This is a genomic window from Chryseobacterium soli, assembly GCF_000737705.1.
In the GTDB taxonomy this organism is placed as follows: domain Bacteria; phylum Bacteroidota; class Bacteroidia; order Flavobacteriales; family Weeksellaceae; genus Chryseobacterium; species Chryseobacterium soli.
The window spans coordinates 123,897-142,055 of sequence record NZ_JPRH01000005.1; the positions used below are offsets into that span (position 1 = coordinate 123,897).

Sequence of the window (18,159 nt, forward strand, 5' to 3'; positions counted from 1 at the left end):
TGCCGTTTTCAGCAAGGATTTATTAATTGTAGAAATCATTTTTATTTGAAACCTGAGTAGTTAAACCAGATTTTACATGTAAGTTTCAGGTTATAACGACTCCCTTAATTCTTTAATAATTTGAATTGAATTCGCTACAGTCTCTGTAATTTTTTCGTAATCATATTCCCCGTTTTCATTTTTCACAAACAGCTGCGATCCCAATCCTACACAAAAAGCCCCGGCAGCAATCCACTGAGAGAGATTATCTTTTGTGGGAAGTACGCCGCCTGTAGGCATAATATTGGACCATGGCATAGGACCTTTTACCGCTTTGATGAATTCCGGTCCGCCTACCTGGGAAGCAGGAAATATTTTTACAATTTCAGCACCCAATTCTTCGGCGTAAGAAATTTCTGAAACGGAACCACAGCCCGGCATCCATGAGATTTTTCTTCTGTTGCAGACTTTAGCCATATCTGCATTCAATAAAGGTGAAACGATAAAATTCGTTCCGTTTTGAATGTATAATGAAGCCGTTCCTGCATCTACTACGGATCCTACTCCCAACATCATTTCAGGAAGTTCCTTAGCCGCATATTTCGTCAGCTCGGTAAAAACTTCGTGGGCATATTCTCCTCTGTTGGTAAATTCGAAAACACGGGCGCCGCCATCATAACAGGCTTTTACAATCTTTTTGCTCACTTGCGCATCAGCGTGATAAAACACGGGAACGATCCCTGTTTCTTTTGCTTTTAATGCAACTTCTATACGGGTAAATCTTGCCATAATTATCTTTTTATTCTTCCTCCTGAATTTCCGTTCATTACTTCCATAATGTCTTCGGCACTGCAGTAATTGATGTCTCCTAAAATGGTGTGCTTGATCGCACACGCCGCATTGGCAAATTTCAATGCTTTTTCGTCATCAAAATGCAGCAGTCCGTAAATAAGACCCGCTGCAAAAGCATCTCCGGTCCCGATTCTGTCGACCACGGGATTCACTTCAAGCAAGTCGGTTTCAAAGAATGTATCATTAACCCAGGCTCTCCCCTGCGTCTGCTGGGAACTTGCATTAACGCCAATTCTTATTTTGTCGAAAACTTTATGAATCGAAGGAATTTGTTGTTGTAATATTGTACAGGCTTCTATAAAGCCTTCCTGATCTGATGAAAACTGAGTTCCTAAAATTTCATTGATCTCATTAACACCGCCAATGAAAATAGTAGAATAGGAAACCAGCTCTTTTAATATTTCGTTTCCGCTTTTTCCGTATTTCCAAAGATTGGAACGGTACGCAGGATCCGTCGTGATATGAATTCCCATCTTTCGGGCAGTCTGCAAACCTTCTTTTAAGGTTTCATAGGCACTTTCTGAAATTCCCGGGCTTATTCCGGTCCAGTGAAAATATTCACAGCCTTCCAGCGCTTTTTCCCAGTCCACCTGCTCAGTTTTTATATTGGCAAAAGAACCGTTCAGTCTATTATAGGCAATTCTGCTCGCACGGACGGATGAACCCACTTCAAGAAAGTATAATCCCAGAGGATGTTCTGTTTTATTGATGAAAGATGTATCAATTCCTACACTTTTCATGAAAGAAACGGCGGATTCACCTACAAAATCATCTGAAACATTGCTTATGTGCCTTACCTCACAGTTCATCACTGCGAGCGAAGAGGCCACATTAAGTTCTGTACCTCCGAAAAAGAATTCCATTTCGTGGCTTTGTCTCATTGTTTTATTTCCGGGAGGCGAAAGCCTCATAATGACTTCTCCGAAAGTGACTATTCTACTGCCCATATGTTATTAATTAAAAGTCAAAATAATTTTTTGCATTATGATAGCAGATATCAGAGACTGTTCTTCCTATCAGTTCAATATCATCAGGCAGTTCGCCTTTCTTCATTTCTTCTCCGAAAAGATTACACAGCACTCTTCTGAAATACTCATGTCTTGGAAAAGAAAGAAAACTTCTGGAATCGGTAAGCATTCCTACGAAACAGCTGATCAGTCCCATATTGGAAAGTGCATTCATCTGTTTGATCATTCCGTCTTTCTGATCCAGGAACCACCATCCGGAACCAAACTGTACTTTTCCTTTCACACTTCCGTCATTGAAATTCCCGATCATGGTCGCGAATATTTCATTGTCTGCCGGATTTAGATTATATAAAATGGTTTTTGTTAATTTATCTTTTCCATCCAGGCTATTTAAAAATCTGGAAAGCGTTTCAGCCTGTACAAAATCACCGATAGAATCCCATCCTGTATCGGGTCCTAAAATCTGGTGCATACGCTCATTATTATTTCTCAGTGCTCCCAAATGGAACTGCTGAACCCATCCAAACTTGTGGTAGATTTCTCCTAAGAATAACAAAATGGCGGTTTTAAATTGGTTAACCTGCTTTTCAGCAATTACTTTACCCGCTAATTTATCATTAAAGATAGCACTTACTTCAGCATTTGAAGCTTCTTCAAAAGAAATATTATTCAATCCGTGGTCACAAAGTCTGCAACCGTTTTCGTGGAAATATTCAATTCTTTTGATTAACGCATCACACAATGTTTGGTAAGAGTTAATTTCAATTCCTGCCGATTCTCCTAATTTGGAAATATAGTCAGCGAAATTGTGATTCTCAATCAGGATTGCTTTATCCGGACGGAACGCCGTACTCACTTTAATATTGAAATCACTTTTTGCGATTTCCTGATGGTAATTTAAAATATCGGTAGGATCTTCTGTAGTACATAAAGATTCTACATTCATCATTTTCAGCAATCCTCTTGTTGATTTTTCCGGAGTCTGCAGCTGAGCCGTGATGTTCTCGTAAATTTCCCCTGCATTATTTTCGTTAAGCAGTTCATCGATCCCAAAATACCTTTTCAGTTCCAGATGGGTCCAGTGGTATAAAGGATTCCTCAAGGTATAAGGAACAGTTTTTGCCCAGGCCTCGAATTTTTCTTTATCTGAAGCATCTCCTGTTATGAATTTTTCATTCACTCCCAGCGTACGCATAGCCCGCCATTTGTAATGATCGCCTGCAATCCATACTTTAGAGATGTTCCCAAATACCGTATCTTCAGCAATATCTTTAGGGATCAGGTGATTATGATAATCAATGATCGGTTGTTTTTCCGCGAAGTTAAAATAGAGTTCTTCAGCGTATTTATTTTGTAGTAAAAATTGATCTGTTATAAAGGATTTCATTCTAGTTTAATTCTTTTGTTACTCATTAGCAGGTTTCCCTATCGTTGCCAGAATACCGCCGTCCACATATATAATCTGTCCGTTAATAAATCTGCTTGCATCGGAGGCTAAGAAAATAGCGGTTCCTGCAAGATCTTCGGGGTTTCCCCATCTTCCTTCCGGGGTTCTGCTGATGATAAAATCGTTGAATGGATGTCCATCCACCCTGATTGGTTCTGTTTGGGAGGTCGCAAAATATCCGGGACCGATTCCGTTCACCTGAATATTATGTTTAGCCCATTCTGTTGCCAGATTTTTCGTAAGCATTTTAAGTCCGCCTTTTGCAGAAGCATACGCGACTACATTATCACGGCCAAGCTCACTCATCATGGAACAGATATTAATAATCTTCCCGGATCTTCTTTTGATCATATGTTTGCCGACTAATTTCGACATGATAAAAGGACCGGTAAGATCTACATCGATTACTTTTCTAAAGTCTTCTATTTCCATCTCGATCGCCGGAACCCGTTTGATGATTCCCGCATTGTTGACCAGAATGTCTATTTTTCCATGAGTGGCTTCCATCAGGGCTACTTTCTGGGCTGCTTCAAGTTCGTCCGTTACATCAAAAAGATAGCCTGTGGCTTTGTATCCTTTTTCATGATAATAGTCTAATGCCTGATCCAGCTTAGATGGGGTGGTACTTGTAATTGCCAGTTCAGCACCTGCGGCGGCAAGGCCTTCAGCCATAGCCATTCCTAATCCGTGAGTTCCGCCGGTTACAACGGCTACTTTACCGGATAAATCAAATAAATTCATGAGAAAAATTACTTTAGTTCGTTAGTTTTGATACCATCCATATCACCGTAGTCCATATTTTCTCCGGCCATTCCCCAGATAAAAGTATAATTGGAGGTTCCTACTCCTGAGTGAATTGACCATTCCGGAGAGAGAACGGCTTCTCTGTTTTTCAGGAAAATATGACGGGTTTCCTGTGGCTGCCCTAAAAAGTGACTGATCGTCTGTCCTTCTTCAAGATCAAAATAGAAATAGGCTTCCATTCTTCTCGTGTGGGTGTGCGCCGGCATGGTGTTCCAGACGCTTCCCGGATGCAGTTCGGTCATTCCCATCTGCAGCTGGCAGGTTTCCAGCACGCTGTTCACTATCAGTTTGTTGATGGTACGCCTGTTGGCATATTTCTCCTCGCCCAGTTCTACAATTTCGGCTTCACTTTTTGTGATTTTCTTTGTAGGGTACGTGTGGTGTGCGGGAGCAGAATTGATATAAAAATAAGGCTGTTCTTCCCCTGTTTTTTCAAATATCACTTCCTGTACTCCTTTTCCTATATACAAAGCTTCTTTATTTCCGAGCTCATATACTTCGCCATCTACCGTAATTTTTCCTGCACCGCCGACATTGATAATTCCCAATTCCCTGCGTTCCAGAAAATAAGCTGCCTTCAGATCATCTGTAGGTTCCAGTTTCAAAGCTTTTGATGAGGGCATAATGCCGCCTACAATAAGCCTGTCATACATAGAATATACGAGCTTGATCTTATCTTCATTAAATAGATCATCGATTAGAAACTCCCTCCTAAGATCTTCAGTGGTATATTTTTTGGCATCTTCGGGATGATGGGCGTATCGAAATTCTGATGGTGTCATACTCTGGGTTTTATACTTTTACTTTTGATGGTTTCTCAAAACCGTTAAACATTGCGTAATCGATTGCATTAAATTACACTAAAAAATGTTAGAAATACTTGTGGATAAATATATAATTATTATTTAATTGGTTAACAAAAAATTAATTTTAATTTTTAAAATACTGATTTACAATTAAATAAATTTAAAATTTAATTCATAAACAGAAACTTTTGTGATCCATTCCCTTCATTTTCGTTCCCTTAAAATGATACTGAGCGGTGTCTTTTAAAATAAAATCATGCCAAAATAAAAGTTAAGCATGAGATAAGATATCGATAATAATAACTTAATTTATACATATATATGATACCTATTAAGATTAATCGTTATCATTTAAAAAATACGAATCAAAATTGAGAAAGAAAAAGATGATAAAAATCAGGAAATCTCTCAAAATTTAATTCTCAGTGATCAATTTGGGGATTTTTTAACACTTGAAATTAGTGATTTTTTAATAAAATTTTAAGTTTTAAAATACTAAACATTAAAAAAATTAGCATTTCTTATTTCTCAATCAACAATAAAAAAATCAGTTATAAATAATTGATTTATAATTATTTAATTAAAACACTCTACCCTATATTTTGCTTATTTTAATAATTTAAACAGTCAAATTAATGAAAAAATAATATTTTTTTCTTTGCATATTGGAAAATAATATTAGTTTAGGAGCCAAGATATTTTATCGTGAAAAATTACGCAATCGATTGCACAATAAAAAGCGTAGCTCTTTCCAAAATATTGACCACTAATAAAGAATAGAATACTTACCAAAAATCCACAAAAAACAAAAAGAGATTGAAAAGAAGATTTCAACCCATAACTAAAACTATAAGGATATCATAATGGATAAAAGAGTACAATCAATAAAGTGGTTATATGTAACGGTCTTTCTACTTCCTGTCCTTGGTATGGCTCAAGAAAAGAATAAAGAAAAAGAATCCAAGATCGACGAAGTGGTTTTGGTAGGTTATTCAAAAGTTTCTAAAGCTGATCTCACCAATGCAGTAGGTTCTGTAAAGGCTGAAGCAATGAAAGACATGCCTGTAAACAATGCAGCAGAAGCAATCCAGGGAAGAGTGGCCGGTGTACAGGTCATGGCCAGTGAAGGGGCGCCCGGAGCTGAAGTAGATATCAAGATAAGAGGTGGTACTTCCATCACGCAGAGCAACTCCCCTCTTTATATTGTAGACGGAATCCAGATGGATAACGCTCTTTCTATCCTTTCTCCCAAAGAAATCGAATCTATTGAAGTCTTGAAAGATGCTTCCTCTACTTCCATCTATGGAGCAAGAGGTGCCAATGGAGTGGTTTTGATCACTACGAAAGGAGGCCGCAAAAAAGCTGCTACTTCGATTAACTACAGCGGATATACCGGGGTAAGAAAAATTACCAACACCATTCCTGTTCTGGATCCTTATGAGTTTGTCATGTATCAGTATGAACTGTACAATAAAAATGGTATTTTAGAGGATCAGACTGCTTTTCAGACGCGATACGGAAGTTTCAGCGAACTGGCAGATAAATACGGAAATATTAAGAAAAGAGACTGGCAGAAAGAACTTTTCGGTCAGGAGGCTTTTAACTTTACCCATAATGTCAACATCATGGGAGGATCTGAAAAATCTGCATTCTCTTTGTCCCTAAACCACGTTGAAGAAGACGGGATCATGCTGAATTCCGGTTTCAGAAGAAGTATGGCCAACTTCAAATATGATTATGACGTCAGCAAAAAATTAAAAGTAGGATTCAACGCAAGATACAGCCGACAGCTGATTGACGGTGCAGGAACTTCTGCAAGCGGTTCGCAAGGGACCAACAGATTGAGAAATGCGGTACGGTATCAGCCTTTTGAAGGGGGAAGTAACGTTCCTGTAGATGATTTCGATCCAAACTACGCTACTCTTACCAACCTTGTCAATCCATTAATCTTAAATGATAATGAGATCAGACAAAACAGAACCAACGATTTATTATTAAATGCATACCTGAATTATAACATCACGAAAGATTTAACTTTCCGGAGTGTTGTAGGATATGTACAGAAAGATAATGCAGTCAACCAATTCTGGGGAACGGTAACCAGCGATGCCAGAGCAAACAACAATCAGCCGATTGTGCAATTGACAAGACAACAGACGAGAAGAATTACGAACAGTAATACTTTAAATTATAATAAAAAATTCGGGAATCATAAGCTGGACTTAATGATCGGCCAGGAAACGGTACAAACAGATGGAGAATCTTCCAACACCTATGTAAAATGGCTTCCTTCTTCTATCCTTCCCAACGAAGCATTTGCAAGCATACAGTCTGCAGTACCTCCTACAGGAATGATTCAGGATGCCCCCAGAACTTTGGTATTACCACCGGACAGACTGGTTTCTTTCTTTGGAAGAGCCAATTATGTTTTTGCGAATAAATATGTAATAACCGCTTCTATACGACAAGACGGGTCTAATGTATTCGGTAAGGAAAACAGATATGGAACCTTCCCGGCGTTTTCATTAGCATGGAAAATGAAACAGGAAAATTTCCTTAAAGACAAGGAATGGCTGGATGAGCTTAAACTTCGTTTCGGATATGGTTTAGCCGGAAACAACAGAATCACGGCTTATTTGCATGACACGTTCTTTACGACTTCTACCGATTACGGATATACTTTCGGAAGCGGGGTAACACCTGGTGCCACTACCGGAAATATTGCTGAAAACCCGCGGGTAAAATGGGAAGCTACGGTTTCTAAAAACGCAGGGATTGATTTCGGATTTTTCAATGGAAGATTATACGGTAGTGTAGATGCGTATATCACCGATACAAAAGATCTTTTGGTATTGGCTAAAATTCCTCAGACTTCCGGATACGAAACTCAGTTTCAGAATACAGGAAAAACTCAAAATAAAGGGATTGAAGTAACATTGGGAGGAATCATCTTTAACAGAGAAAACTTCTCATGGAAAGCAGATTTCAATATTTCTGCCAACAGAAATAAAATTATGAGTCTGGGCGGAAATCTGGCCGCCAATTCAAATTCTTACCTGGTTGCTTCAGGATGGGTGAATAATCTTTATGACTTTATTGCTAAAGTAGGAAGCCCGGTAGGAACATATTACGGATATGTAACGGAAGGAAGGTATGAGATCGGAGATTTCGATTTTAACCCTGCAACACAGGCGTATACCCTGAAATCCGGAGTTCCTAGCAGCAGCGCTATAGCCTTGGGATCAAAAGCAGTACAGCCGGGAGACCTGAAACTGAAAGACCTCAACGGTGACGGACAAATCACCGCAGCGGATCAGACGGAACTGGGAAGTGCACAACCGAAATTCTATGGTGGATTCAGCCAGACGTTCCGATTGAAGAACTGGGATATGAGTTTATTCTTCAATTTCTCGGTAGGCAGCAAAGTGTATAATGCGAACAAATCTGAGTTTACCACTCAGTATTTATACAGAGATAATAACATGTCTGCGGATGTTGCCAACCGTTGGAAATGGTTTGATAATAATGGGGTAAAAGTGACTGATCCTACTGCATTAGCTGCATTAAATGCCAACACGACCATGTGGACTCCCCCATCAGGAAATTATATCCTTCATTCTTATGCGATTGAAGACGGATCTTTCCTTAGGCTTAACAACGTAACTATAGGATATACGCTTCCTAAAGGTGCACTGGAAAGTGCATTCATTAAGAATTTAAGAATATACGCTACGGTAAACAATGTATTTACCATCACAGGATATTCCGGTTATGATCCGGAAGCAAGTACCCGAAGAAATCCTTTAACTCCGGGAGTAGACTATGCTGCTTATCCAAGAAGCAGATTTATTTTGACAGGTATTGATATAACCTTTTAATGAAACAATGAAAATGAAAAAATCGATAATTATTGTAAGCTGCATCATTTCGTCATTAACATTTACTTCTTGTAATGACTTTTTAGAACCCGAAAATCTTTCGAGTGTATCTGAAGCGCAGCAATTCGACAGTACCGCAGATACTTTCACCGCTTTGGTAGGGGTGTATAGCCAGCTTGCCGGTGATGATGGCTATGGACAGAGACTTTCTCTGATCTATCCTCACTCTTCGGATGATTTCAGAACTTCAGGAGATTTCAACTGTAACGACAGAAGAGGAATCGCCACCTTCGGTTCATGTTCTACAAACACGGAGCTTAATAAGCCGTTTCTGAAACTCTATTCGGGAATTGAACGGGCGAATCTCTGCATTAAAAATATTCCACTCTCACCGGTATACCAAAAGGGTTCTGCAGATGAGAAAAAATTAATGGACCGTTTTCTGGGAGAAGCTCTGACATTAAGAGCACAGTTCTATTATGAACTGATCAGAAACTGGGGTGATATTCCTTTCCAGGACATCCCCTCTGCGGATATGGAAACGTTATACCTTGCTAAAACAGACCGCGATGTGATCTATGAAAAAATTCTTGCCGATCTTGAAAAAGCAGCCACATTAGTTCCATGGAGATCAGAAGGCGGTACTACGGCTGCAAGATTATCTAAAGGTGCCGTAAAAGGTCTTAGAGCCAGAATTGCTTTGGCAAGAGCAGGATATTCATTGAGAAGAAACCCACAGCTTATGGTACAGGGAACTAATCCTCAAAAATATTATCAGATTGCTTATGATGAATGTAAAGACATCATGAACCATCCGGGAGAACACAGCCTGAATCCAAGCTATGAAAATGTTTTCAGAGCGCTGCATACCAATACTCAGGATGCCACCAATGAAGTTATTTTTGCGGTTGGAGCTTTCGGAGGAAATGCAAGAACAGACAGTAAAATAGGATATTACAACGGATTGAAACATGACGATAATTCTTCATGGAAAGGCGGCGGCGGAATCAATGCACTACCGATCTATTTCTATGAATTCAGTAAATATGACCTGAGAAGAGACATGAATGTGGGAATTTTCAAGGTAAATAATACCAATCAGGCAGAATTGGTAACTGCTATTTCATTTACGGATTCCAAGTTCAGAAAATCATGGACGAATATCACGGGGCCTTCTCAAAATCTTGCGGTAGACTGGCCAATGATCCGTGTTTCCGATGTTATGCTGATGTTTGCTGAAGCTGATAACGAACTGAACGGATCTCCTTCATCAGACGCTGTAAATGCATTAAAACTGGTAAGAAACAGAGCCTATACAGGAAACTTAGGTCAGGTAGGAACGATTCCTACGGACAAAGTAGGATTTTTCAATGCTATCGTTAAAGAAAGATTATTGGAGTTAGGAGCAGAAGGGATCAGAAAATATGACCTTATCCGTTGGAATTTACTGAATACTAAAATCCTTGAGAGCAGACAGAAAATGACTGATTTTATGAACGGAACCGGAGCCTATGCCAATGCACCTCTGAATCTGTATTATAAAAAATCGGTTTATGATCCTTCCAAAACAGCACAACAGAATATCAGCGCCATCGATATTTATTATTCAGGAGCCGATAAAACAGAAGTATTTTACAATCCTTCGCAGGATGCAACGCCGTCAGGATATACAAAAATTGCATGGAGGGCTTCCGTACTTCCAACGTACATCAGCGATCCTGTAAAAGGTTTTGCGCAATATTTCCAGCCTAACAAAAGAGAATTATTGCCGATCTACAGCGACATCATTCAGTCTAACTATAATCTTACCCAGGATTACGGTTACTAGAAATACATTACATTCATATGAGTTGATCATACAGACTTGCTTCTTCCCAGAGATAAGTCTGTATGTTACTCAAAAATCAAAGTCATGAAAGCTTCTATGGTTACAAAAAAATTCATTCTTTTTCCTGTTTTCATTCTGTTTGTGGCAAGCCTTCTTTCTTTCAAAACCAAGGATAGAACCATCGTGGTTTCGAAAGACGGAAAAGGGAATTTTACAACCATACAGCAGGCTGTTGATGCCGTTGAAAATGGAACCGCAGCAAGAACAAGAATTATTATAAAACCCGGAATTTATCAAGAAAAAATTACGGTTTCTGAAACAAAAGGACCCATCCTGATGGAAGGCGAAAACCCTGAAAACACCATCATTACCTATGATGATTACGCTTCAAAAAAGAATGCTGACGGTAAAGAAATCGGGACTACAGGTTCTGCTACCGTTTTTATTTTTTCGAATGATTTTACCGCAAAAAATATTTCATTTAAAAACAGTTCGGGAAAAGTTGGCCAGGCAGTGGCCGTTCTTACAGCGGGTGACCGGATTGCTTTTGAAAACTGCAGATTTCTTGGATTTCAGGATACTTTATATCTAAAAGGAACTCAAGACCTTCAGGATAAAACAAAACCTTCCAGAAATTATTTCAGAAACTGCTACATCGAAGGAACAACAGATTATATTTTCGGGGCAGGCACTGCCGTTTTTGAAAACTGTACCATTTACTCAAAAGAAAGCGCATCATACGTTACAGCAGCTTCTACTCCACAGGATAATGCTTTTGGATTTGTTTTTATTCAATGTAAAATAACAGGAAATGCCGCTGAACATTCGGTATATCTGGGAAGACCCTGGAGACCTTTTGCCAAGACCGTATACATCGACTGTGAAATGAATTCAACCATAAAACCTGAAGGTTGGCACAACTGGAATAAACCGGATGCTGAAAAGACAACTTTGTATGCTGAATATAATTCCAAAGGCGCTGGCGCTCCTATTTCAAAAAGGGTTTCGTGGTCTCACCAACTGACTCCAACTGAAAGAAAAAACTATACAACAGTTAATATTTTAAAAGGCTGGAACGTGAAAAAGAGTTTCAAATAAATTAAAATTCAATCCTAAAGAATTTTCAATCATGAAAAGACCGTTCACTCACTTACTGACAATGGGAATTATATGTGGTGTTTCTACTTTGGCAGACGCGCAAAACGTCCTGAGTTTTCCCGGAGCAGAAGGCTTTGGGCAGTATACGGCAGGGGGAAGGGGCGGAAAAGTGTATTTTGTCACTAAAACAGCAGATGACGGTTCTGAAGGTACGCTGAGGTATGCTTTGGATCAGAAAGGTCCCCGATATATTGTTTTTACAACCGGCGGTACTATCTATCTTCAATCTCCGTTAAGAATAAAAGAAGGCGATGTAACAATTGCCGGACAAACTGCACCTGGAGATGGAATTACGGTTGCCAACTACGAAACTTTTGTCGCTGCAGACAATGTGATCATCCGCTATATGAGATTCCGGATGGGTGACCAGAAAAAATATGAAGGAGATGCCTTAGGAGCAAGATTCATCAAAAACCTGATGGTAGATCATTGCTCGATGAGCTGGTCCATAGACGAGACCGTTTCCATTTATGTGAATGAAAACACAACACTTCAATGGTGTGTGATTGCAGAAAGTCTGAGAAATTCTTTCCATCAGAAAGGAGCCCATGGCTATGGAGGAATTGCCGGAGGAAAATTCGCGTCTTTTCATCACAATATCTATGCTCATCACGACAGCAGAAACCCCAGGCTGGGAGAATATGCAGGTAGTAAGTTTGCGTTGACGGATCTTACGGATTTCAGAAATAATGTGATGTATAACTGGGGACACAACAGTCTCTACGGAGGCGAAGGCATGAACGTTAATATCATCAATAATTACTATAAACCCGGTCCTGCCACCACAACCAGACAAAGGATTGTTGCCATTGATAAAAATGAAAAACCACAGGCGGAAGTGTATAACATCTGGGGGAAATATTATATCAGCGGAAATGTGATGGAAGGAAATCCTGAAGTAACAAAAGACAACTGGACAGAAGGAGTTTTCAACCAGATGAAAACTTCTTACAACCTTACACTGGCAGAGAAAAATGCAATTAAAATCAATCAGCCTCATGAGGTTCACAACAATATAAAAACCCATTCTGCCAAAGAGGCCTACGAAAAGATATTGCAGTTCGGGGGAGCAAGCCTTACCAGGGATGCCGTTGATCTTCATGTGCTGAAAGATATCCGAAGCGGAAGTTTCACTTATAAAGGTTCGAAAGGCAGCACCAATGGAATCATCGATTCCCAGAACGATGTCGGCGGATTTCCAATGGTAGATTCAGGTAAGCCCATTGTAGATTCAGACCACGACGGAATGCCCGACGAATGGGAAATCAACAATGCATTAAATCCGAACCTCGCCAATGCCAACGGAAGAGATCTAGATAAAAACTACGACAATATTGAGGTCTATATGAATGATATTGTAAAAAAAATAACGGAAGGACAACGCTAATAACCATGAAAACTCCTTATTAACCAGTTATCCCAAAAAAATAGTATGTCAGAAAAATTGAAACTCAATCTCTTTACCATAGTTCTTGCAGGAGCTTTCATGAGCTCAACGGTCTCTTTTGCGCAGACAGGCGTGATTGAAAAGATCCGTAAAAATCCCAAAGCCTCTTTCTCCTATGCGGAACTTAGCGTAAAAGAAGGTGGAAAATGGGAAGGAGATCAATATGTAGGCGGAACCTTCAAAAATATTCAGGAATTAACGCTTCCGGAAGAACATACTGATCATTCAACCTACATCAGGTATGAAGGGATCGGGCTGGAAAATAACCAGATCGGCTACAGACTCTATCTGGACTGGAGAAATGCTACCGATATTTTCGGTAAAAAAGTAAATACTCTCGTTCTTCCCAATGTCGGGCAGGACGGTTTTGAATCCTATCATCATGATGCCCCATGGGGACAGGATGTGTTAAAATCCGGTCGTACGATTGGCGTAGGATCTTACGGAAGATATGATGAACAGAATGACTATGTGGAAACTTTTAAAATCGTAAAAAGCACTACCGCAAAAGTAACCAATGAAAAAGACCGCTCTTTTGCCATCATCAATTATAAAGGCTGGAAAACCTGGGGGAATGCAATAGACCTTCAATCACAACTTACCATTTTCCCGAAAGACCGTTTTGTAAAAGTAGATCTTTCCTTAAGCAATACGCTGTCCGGATTGTGTACAGGCATTGTAGCTATTAAAAATATTCCTTTAAAACAGGGAATCAGTAAAGATAAAAAATGGGCCTACATCGCCACCTACGGAAATCAGACGGAAACCAAAAAAGATGACAACCTGGGAATGGCTGTCTTCTATCCTCTCGAAAGTTTCGACAAATATGTGAAAACAAAATCCACCCATACCGTTATTTTCAAGAAAACTAAAAATGTTTCTTATTATTTCATGGGAGCATGGTCGCTGGAACCCAACGGTCTTACTACCGAAGAAGCTTTTTACCAGGATCTGGATAAAAAACTGGATCTGTTAGATAAAAATAATCAACTTTAAAGTTTAAAACTATGAACTTTATTAACCATACTGTTACAGTTTACGCATTCACCGCATTATGCTCGGGACTTTTTTTATCCTGCGCGCAAAAACCTTTACAAACAGCTTCCAGAGAAGTAAAAACCAATACAGAAGGAACAATTTCTTCAAAACTACCCTGGTCTCAAAGAATGCTTCTTTCTGAAATCAAACGTTTTCCGGAAGCATGGATGCTTGATTACAACAAAAATCCAAAATGGAGCTATCCTACCGCTATTGTATTGGAAGGCGCAGAAAAATTATACGAAAAAACAGGCAACAAAGAATATTATAAGTACATCACCCAATTTGGTGATACGATGGTCAAAGAGGATGGAACCATCGTTTCCTATGATGCTTCAAAGTATAACATCGACATGCTCAACTGTGGAAATGTCCTTCTTTACCTCTATGAAAAGGAGAAGAAAGGAAAATATCTGAAAGCGTTACAAACACTTCGTTCCCAAATCGATGGACAGCCGAGAACTTCGGAAGGAGGATTCTGGCACAAGAAGATTTATCCCAATCAAATGTGGCTGGACGGTCTTTACATGGGTGAACCGTTTTATGCCCATTACACCCACGATTTTTCAAAAGGAGCTGAGGCTGAAAAAGCCTACAACGATATTATCAATCAGTTTGATCTCATTCAAAAACATCTTTTAGACAAAAAAACAGGACTGCTTTATCATGCCTGGGACGAAAGTAAGGAACAGGCGTGGGCAGATAAGCAAACAGGACTTTCTCCCAATTTCTGGAGCAGAGCCATGGGCTGGTACGGAATGGCCATGGTAGATGTTCTGGATTATTTACCAAAAAATCATTCCGGAAGAGCCAAATTAATCTCTTATTTAAAATCCTATACCGATGCAGTTATTAAAGTTCAGGACCAAAAAACAGGACTTTGGTATCAGGTGTTGGATAAAGGCAGTGAAAAAGGAAACTATCTGGAAGCTACAGGATCCTCTATGCTTGTGTACACGATCATAAAATCGGTCAACAACGGTTATCTTCCAGCATCTTATAAAACCTATGCTAAAAGAGGCTACGATGGAATCATCAACAATCTAATTACAGTGGATGAAAACGGGGTGATAAGTCTAAATAAATGCTGCGCCGTGGCAGGCTTAGGCGGAACACCGTATAGAAGCGGTTCTTATGAATATTATATCAATGAAGAAATACGTTCCAATGATCCAAAAGGAACCGGACCTTTCATTTTAGCCAGTTTAGAATTCGAAAAATAAATGAAAATGATCTTTATGAAGAAAAGAAAAAACACCCTGAATGCTTTGGCTCTTATGGTACTTTCAGCCACAGTAAGTTTCTTTCACGCACAGGAAAAACCCTATGTTTCTGAAGTCTGGACTGCTGATCAGGGGAAAAATTACAGAAACCCGATTTTATATGCAGATTATTCCGACCCAGACGTTACCCGTGTGGGAAATGATTATTATATGACGGCTTCCAGTTTTAATGAAGCTCCGGGACTTCCTATTCTTCATTCAAAAGATATGGTGAACTGGAAATTGGTGAATTATGCCCTTCCTGATGTTCTTCCCAGCGAAAACTTCAGTACCCCCAAACGAGGAGACGGTGTTTGGGCGCCCAGTATCAGGTTTCATAAAGGTGAATTCTACATCTACTGGGGCGATCCCGATTATGGAATTTATATGGTGAAAACCAAAAATCCGCTGAGAGCCTGGGAAAAACCCGTTCTGGTGATGGAAGGAAAAGGCTTAATTGATTCATGCCCGTTTTGGGACGATGACGGCAGAGCGTATTTAGTGCATGGCTGGGCAGGAAGCCGTGCCGGAGTGAAAAGTTTATTATCCATTAATACAATGAACCCTGAAGGAACCAAAGTTCTGGATAAAGGAGTTCATGTTTTTGACGGACACGATGCTCATCCCACCGTTGAAGGACCGAAACTTTATAAAAGAAACGGATATTATTACATTTTTGCTCCTGCCGGCGGTGTTGCTACAGGATGGCAGCTGGTCATAAGATCAAAAAATATCTATGGCCCTTACGAGGAGAAAATTGTGCTGGAACAGGGTTCTACAAAAATCAACGGACCTCATCAGGGAGCCTGGGTAGATACACCCTCAGGAGAAGATTGGTTTTATCATTTCCAGGATGTAGATACATACGGAAGAATCGTTCATCTGCAGCCGATGAAATGGGAAAAAGACTGGCCTGTAATGGGAATCGACAACAATAAAAATGGAATCGGAGAACCGGTTTTAACCTATAAAAAACCTGATGTAGGACAATCCTACCCTATCGTCACTCCACCGGAAACGGATGAATTTGAAGGTAAAGAATTAGGACTTCAATGGCAATGGAGTGCCAATCCGAATATCGTATGGTCTTCAAAACTTCCGGGACAACAGTTTTTAAGATTGTTTTCCATGAAAGTTCCGGAAGGTGAAAAAAATCTTTGGAACGTTCCCAACTTACTCACTCAAAAATTTCCGGCTCCAAATTTTACAGCGTCTACAAAAGTTAAATTAACGCCCGAAGATGCCAAAGAAGGAAAAACCGCGGGACTTTTGGTGATGGGATTAGATCATCAATCAATCGTCATTACGAATAAACCGGACGGATATTATCTTCAGTTGCGAAGAGCCGAAAAAGCAGATAAAGGCGGTGAAGAAAAAATTCTGTTTGAAACAAAACTGAAAGGAAATGAAGCGTATTTAAAAGTGACCGTCAGCGAGCCCAATGGCCTTTGCCAGTTCAGCTACAGTGAAAATGGAAAAAGCTTTACCAAAGCAGGAGATATTTTCCAGGCAAAACCAGGGAAATGGATCGGAGCAAAGGTGGGCTTATACAGTGTGAGCACAGCAAAAGCGCCCCGCGGAGGATATGCTGACTTCGACTGGTTCAGAATTACAAAAAAAATAAGTTATTGAATAAAATTGAATGGTTAGTCAATCGCAAAGACGCAAGCTCTTTAAAAACCTAAACCTTTCTAAGGCGCAAGGATTTTATCTCCGATAAAATTTACGATGCACTATTTGCCGAAAATCTCAGATTTTCTTGCGCCTTAAAACTGTATCAATAATCAATTTGCGCCTTTGCAATTCACCAAAAAAATATAAATTATAGTAGATCATCCTTAAGTAATGAAAAAAACAATCTATAAAATCCTTACATTTTTATTCAGCGCTTTGCTGCTTTCTGCCTGTCAGTCACAGAAGAATGTTCAAAAGACAACGGCAAGACAAAATAAAAATGTTACCCATATTTATCTGATTGGGGATTCTACGATGGCTGATTATACCGGGGATTATGAACCGGGAAAAGATTATATGAAAGTCCGGTATCCGATTACGGGTTGGGGGCAGGTTTTTCAACCGTTTTTTGTAAAAGACAGCCTCGCAGCTTTACGGCCTGGGATTAAGACAGATTCCGTAATCGTAATTGACAGAGCACATGGCGGAAGAAGTACCAGAACCTTTTTTCAGGAAGGAAGATGGCGCTATGTATTTGAACATCTTGAACCCAATGATTATGTCATCATGCAGTTTGGCCATAATGACGGTTCGGAAAAGCATACTGATCGATATATTAATGTTCAGGGGTACAAAGAGTTTTTAAGGCTGTTTGTTTCTCAAGCCAAAGAGAAAGACGCAAATCCGGTTATCGTTACTCCGGTAGCCAGAAACTATCCATGGAAAGACGGAAAACTTCAGAATGTACATGGCGACTATTGGCAGGCTGCTCTTGATATTGCCAAAGAAATGAATGTTCCTTACATCGATTTAAATAGGCTATCCATGGAGTATTTTACACAAAAAGGACAGGATTATGTCACCAGTCATTACTTTATGAATCTTCCTGCCGGTGCTTATGAAGCATATCCGGAAGGTCAGAAAGACAACACCCATTTTCAGCCGGAAGGAGCAAAAGTTGTCGCTTCACTGGTATATAAAGAATTTAAAAATAGTACTACAACCCATAAAAAGTAAA

The 18,159-nt window shown here is 39.6% G+C and carries 13 protein-coding genes; 8 read left to right on the forward strand and 5 right to left on the reverse strand.

The features are described 5' to 3' along the window. Positions 1-90: 90 nt before the first annotated feature. The 5 genes from IW15_RS13730 to kduI are packed head-to-tail and all read right to left on the reverse strand — an operon-like array spanning position 91 to position 4,832. Positions 91-768: a bifunctional 4-hydroxy-2-oxoglutarate aldolase/2-dehydro-3-deoxy-phosphogluconate aldolase gene (locus IW15_RS13730; protein ID WP_034712264.1), complete on the reverse strand. Its 678-nt coding sequence runs from the start codon at positions 766-768 to the stop codon at positions 91-93. Positions 769-770: 2 nt separating this feature from the next. Next, a complete protein-coding gene (locus IW15_RS13735) occupies positions 771-1,778 on the reverse strand; it encodes a sugar kinase (protein ID WP_034712266.1) in 1,008 nt (335 codons plus the stop codon). Between the two features lie 10 nt (positions 1,779-1,788). Continuing rightward, positions 1,789-3,186 (reverse strand): glucuronate isomerase, encoded by a 1,398-nt coding sequence (gene uxaC / locus IW15_RS13740; RefSeq protein WP_034712268.1) that lies wholly within the window; start codon positions 3,184-3,186, stop codon positions 1,789-1,791. Between the two features lie 18 nt (positions 3,187-3,204). After that, positions 3,205-3,987 carry a gluconate 5-dehydrogenase gene (locus tag IW15_RS13745; protein ID WP_034712270.1) on the reverse strand — a complete coding sequence of 261 codons (783 nt, stop codon included), beginning with the start codon at positions 3,985-3,987 and terminating at the stop codon, positions 3,205-3,207. Between the two features lie 8 nt (positions 3,988-3,995). Beyond that, positions 3,996-4,832: a 5-dehydro-4-deoxy-D-glucuronate isomerase gene (gene kduI / locus IW15_RS13750; protein WP_034712272.1), complete on the reverse strand. Its 837-nt coding sequence runs from the start codon at positions 4,830-4,832 to the stop codon at positions 3,996-3,998. A gap of 887 nt (positions 4,833-5,719) precedes the next feature. Here kduI and IW15_RS13755 point away from each other — a divergent pair. The 8 genes from IW15_RS13755 to IW15_RS13790 all read left to right on the forward strand — a co-directional run bounded on the left by IW15_RS13755 (position 5,720) and on the right by IW15_RS13790 (position 18,158). Further along, entirely contained in the window at positions 5,720-8,734 is a 3,015-nt protein-coding gene (locus IW15_RS13755; protein WP_034712274.1) for a SusC/RagA family TonB-linked outer membrane protein, read from the forward strand. 13 nt (positions 8,735-8,747) lie between these two features. Further along, positions 8,748-10,562, forward strand: a complete 1,815-nt coding sequence (locus IW15_RS13760; RefSeq protein ID WP_051882051.1) for a RagB/SusD family nutrient uptake outer membrane protein — start codon at positions 8,748-8,750, stop codon at positions 10,560-10,562. An 84-nt stretch (positions 10,563-10,646) separates the two neighbouring features. Continuing rightward, positions 10,647-11,660, forward strand: a complete 1,014-nt coding sequence (locus tag IW15_RS13765; protein ID WP_034712278.1) for a pectinesterase family protein — start codon at positions 10,647-10,649, stop codon at positions 11,658-11,660. A 31-nt stretch (positions 11,661-11,691) separates the two neighbouring features. After that, entirely contained in the window at positions 11,692-13,107 is a 1,416-nt protein-coding gene (locus tag IW15_RS13770) for a pectate lyase family protein (RefSeq protein WP_034712286.1), read from the forward strand. A gap of 45 nt (positions 13,108-13,152) precedes the next feature. Beyond that, entirely contained in the window at positions 13,153-14,163 is a 1,011-nt protein-coding gene (locus tag IW15_RS13775; protein WP_228384368.1) for a DUF4861 family protein, read from the forward strand. Positions 14,164-14,174: 11 nt separating this feature from the next. Beyond that, positions 14,175-15,428 carry a glycoside hydrolase family 88/105 protein gene (locus IW15_RS13780; protein WP_034712288.1) on the forward strand — a complete coding sequence of 418 codons (1,254 nt, stop codon included), beginning with the start codon at positions 14,175-14,177 and terminating at the stop codon, positions 15,426-15,428. 15 nt (positions 15,429-15,443) lie between these two features. After that, the gene (locus IW15_RS13785) at positions 15,444-17,099 is read left to right on the forward strand and encodes a glycoside hydrolase family 43 protein (protein WP_034712554.1); all 1,656 of its coding nucleotides are present in this window, start codon (positions 15,444-15,446) and stop codon (positions 17,097-17,099) included. A gap of 213 nt (positions 17,100-17,312) precedes the next feature. After that, positions 17,313-18,158, forward strand: coding sequence for a rhamnogalacturonan acetylesterase (locus tag IW15_RS13790; RefSeq protein ID WP_034712289.1), 846 nt, complete (start codon positions 17,313-17,315; stop codon positions 18,156-18,158). The last annotated feature ends 1 nt before the right edge of the window (position 18,159 follow it).

Bases quoted from the DNA above. Each gene is read 5' to 3' on its own strand.
- IW15_RS13765 (WP_034712278.1), top strand. From the start codon at position 10,647: ATGAAAGCTTCTATGGTTACAAAAAAATTCATTCTTTTTCCTGTTTTC.
- IW15_RS13770 (WP_034712286.1), top strand. From the start codon at position 11,692: ATGAAAAGACCGTTCACTCACTTACTGACAATGGGAATTATATGTGGT.
- IW15_RS13780 (WP_034712288.1), top strand. From the start codon at position 14,175: ATGAACTTTATTAACCATACTGTTACAGTTTACGCATTCACCGCATTA.
- IW15_RS13755 (WP_034712274.1), top strand. From the start codon at position 5,720: ATGGATAAAAGAGTACAATCAATAAAGTGGTTATATGTAACGGTCTTT.
- uxaC (WP_034712268.1), bottom strand. From the start codon at position 3,186: ATGAAATCCTTTATAACAGATCAATTTTTACTACAAAATAAATACGCT.
- kduI (WP_034712272.1), bottom strand. From the start codon at position 4,832: ATGACACCATCAGAATTTCGATACGCCCATCATCCCGAAGATGCCAAA.
- IW15_RS13730 (WP_034712264.1), bottom strand. From the start codon at position 768: ATGGCAAGATTTACCCGTATAGAAGTTGCATTAAAAGCAAAAGAAACA.
- IW15_RS13760 (WP_051882051.1), top strand. From the start codon at position 8,748: ATGAAAAAATCGATAATTATTGTAAGCTGCATCATTTCGTCATTAACA.
- IW15_RS13745 (WP_034712270.1), bottom strand. From the start codon at position 3,987: ATGAATTTATTTGATTTATCCGGTAAAGTAGCCGTTGTAACCGGCGGA.
- IW15_RS13785 (WP_034712554.1), top strand. From the start codon at position 15,444: ATGAAGAAAAGAAAAAACACCCTGAATGCTTTGGCTCTTATGGTACTT.
- IW15_RS13790 (WP_034712289.1), top strand. From the start codon at position 17,313: ATGAAAAAAACAATCTATAAAATCCTTACATTTTTATTCAGCGCTTTG.
- IW15_RS13775 (WP_228384368.1), top strand. From the start codon at position 13,153: ATGTCAGAAAAATTGAAACTCAATCTCTTTACCATAGTTCTTGCAGGA.
- IW15_RS13735 (WP_034712266.1), bottom strand. From the start codon at position 1,778: ATGGGCAGTAGAATAGTCACTTTCGGAGAAGTCATTATGAGGCTTTCG.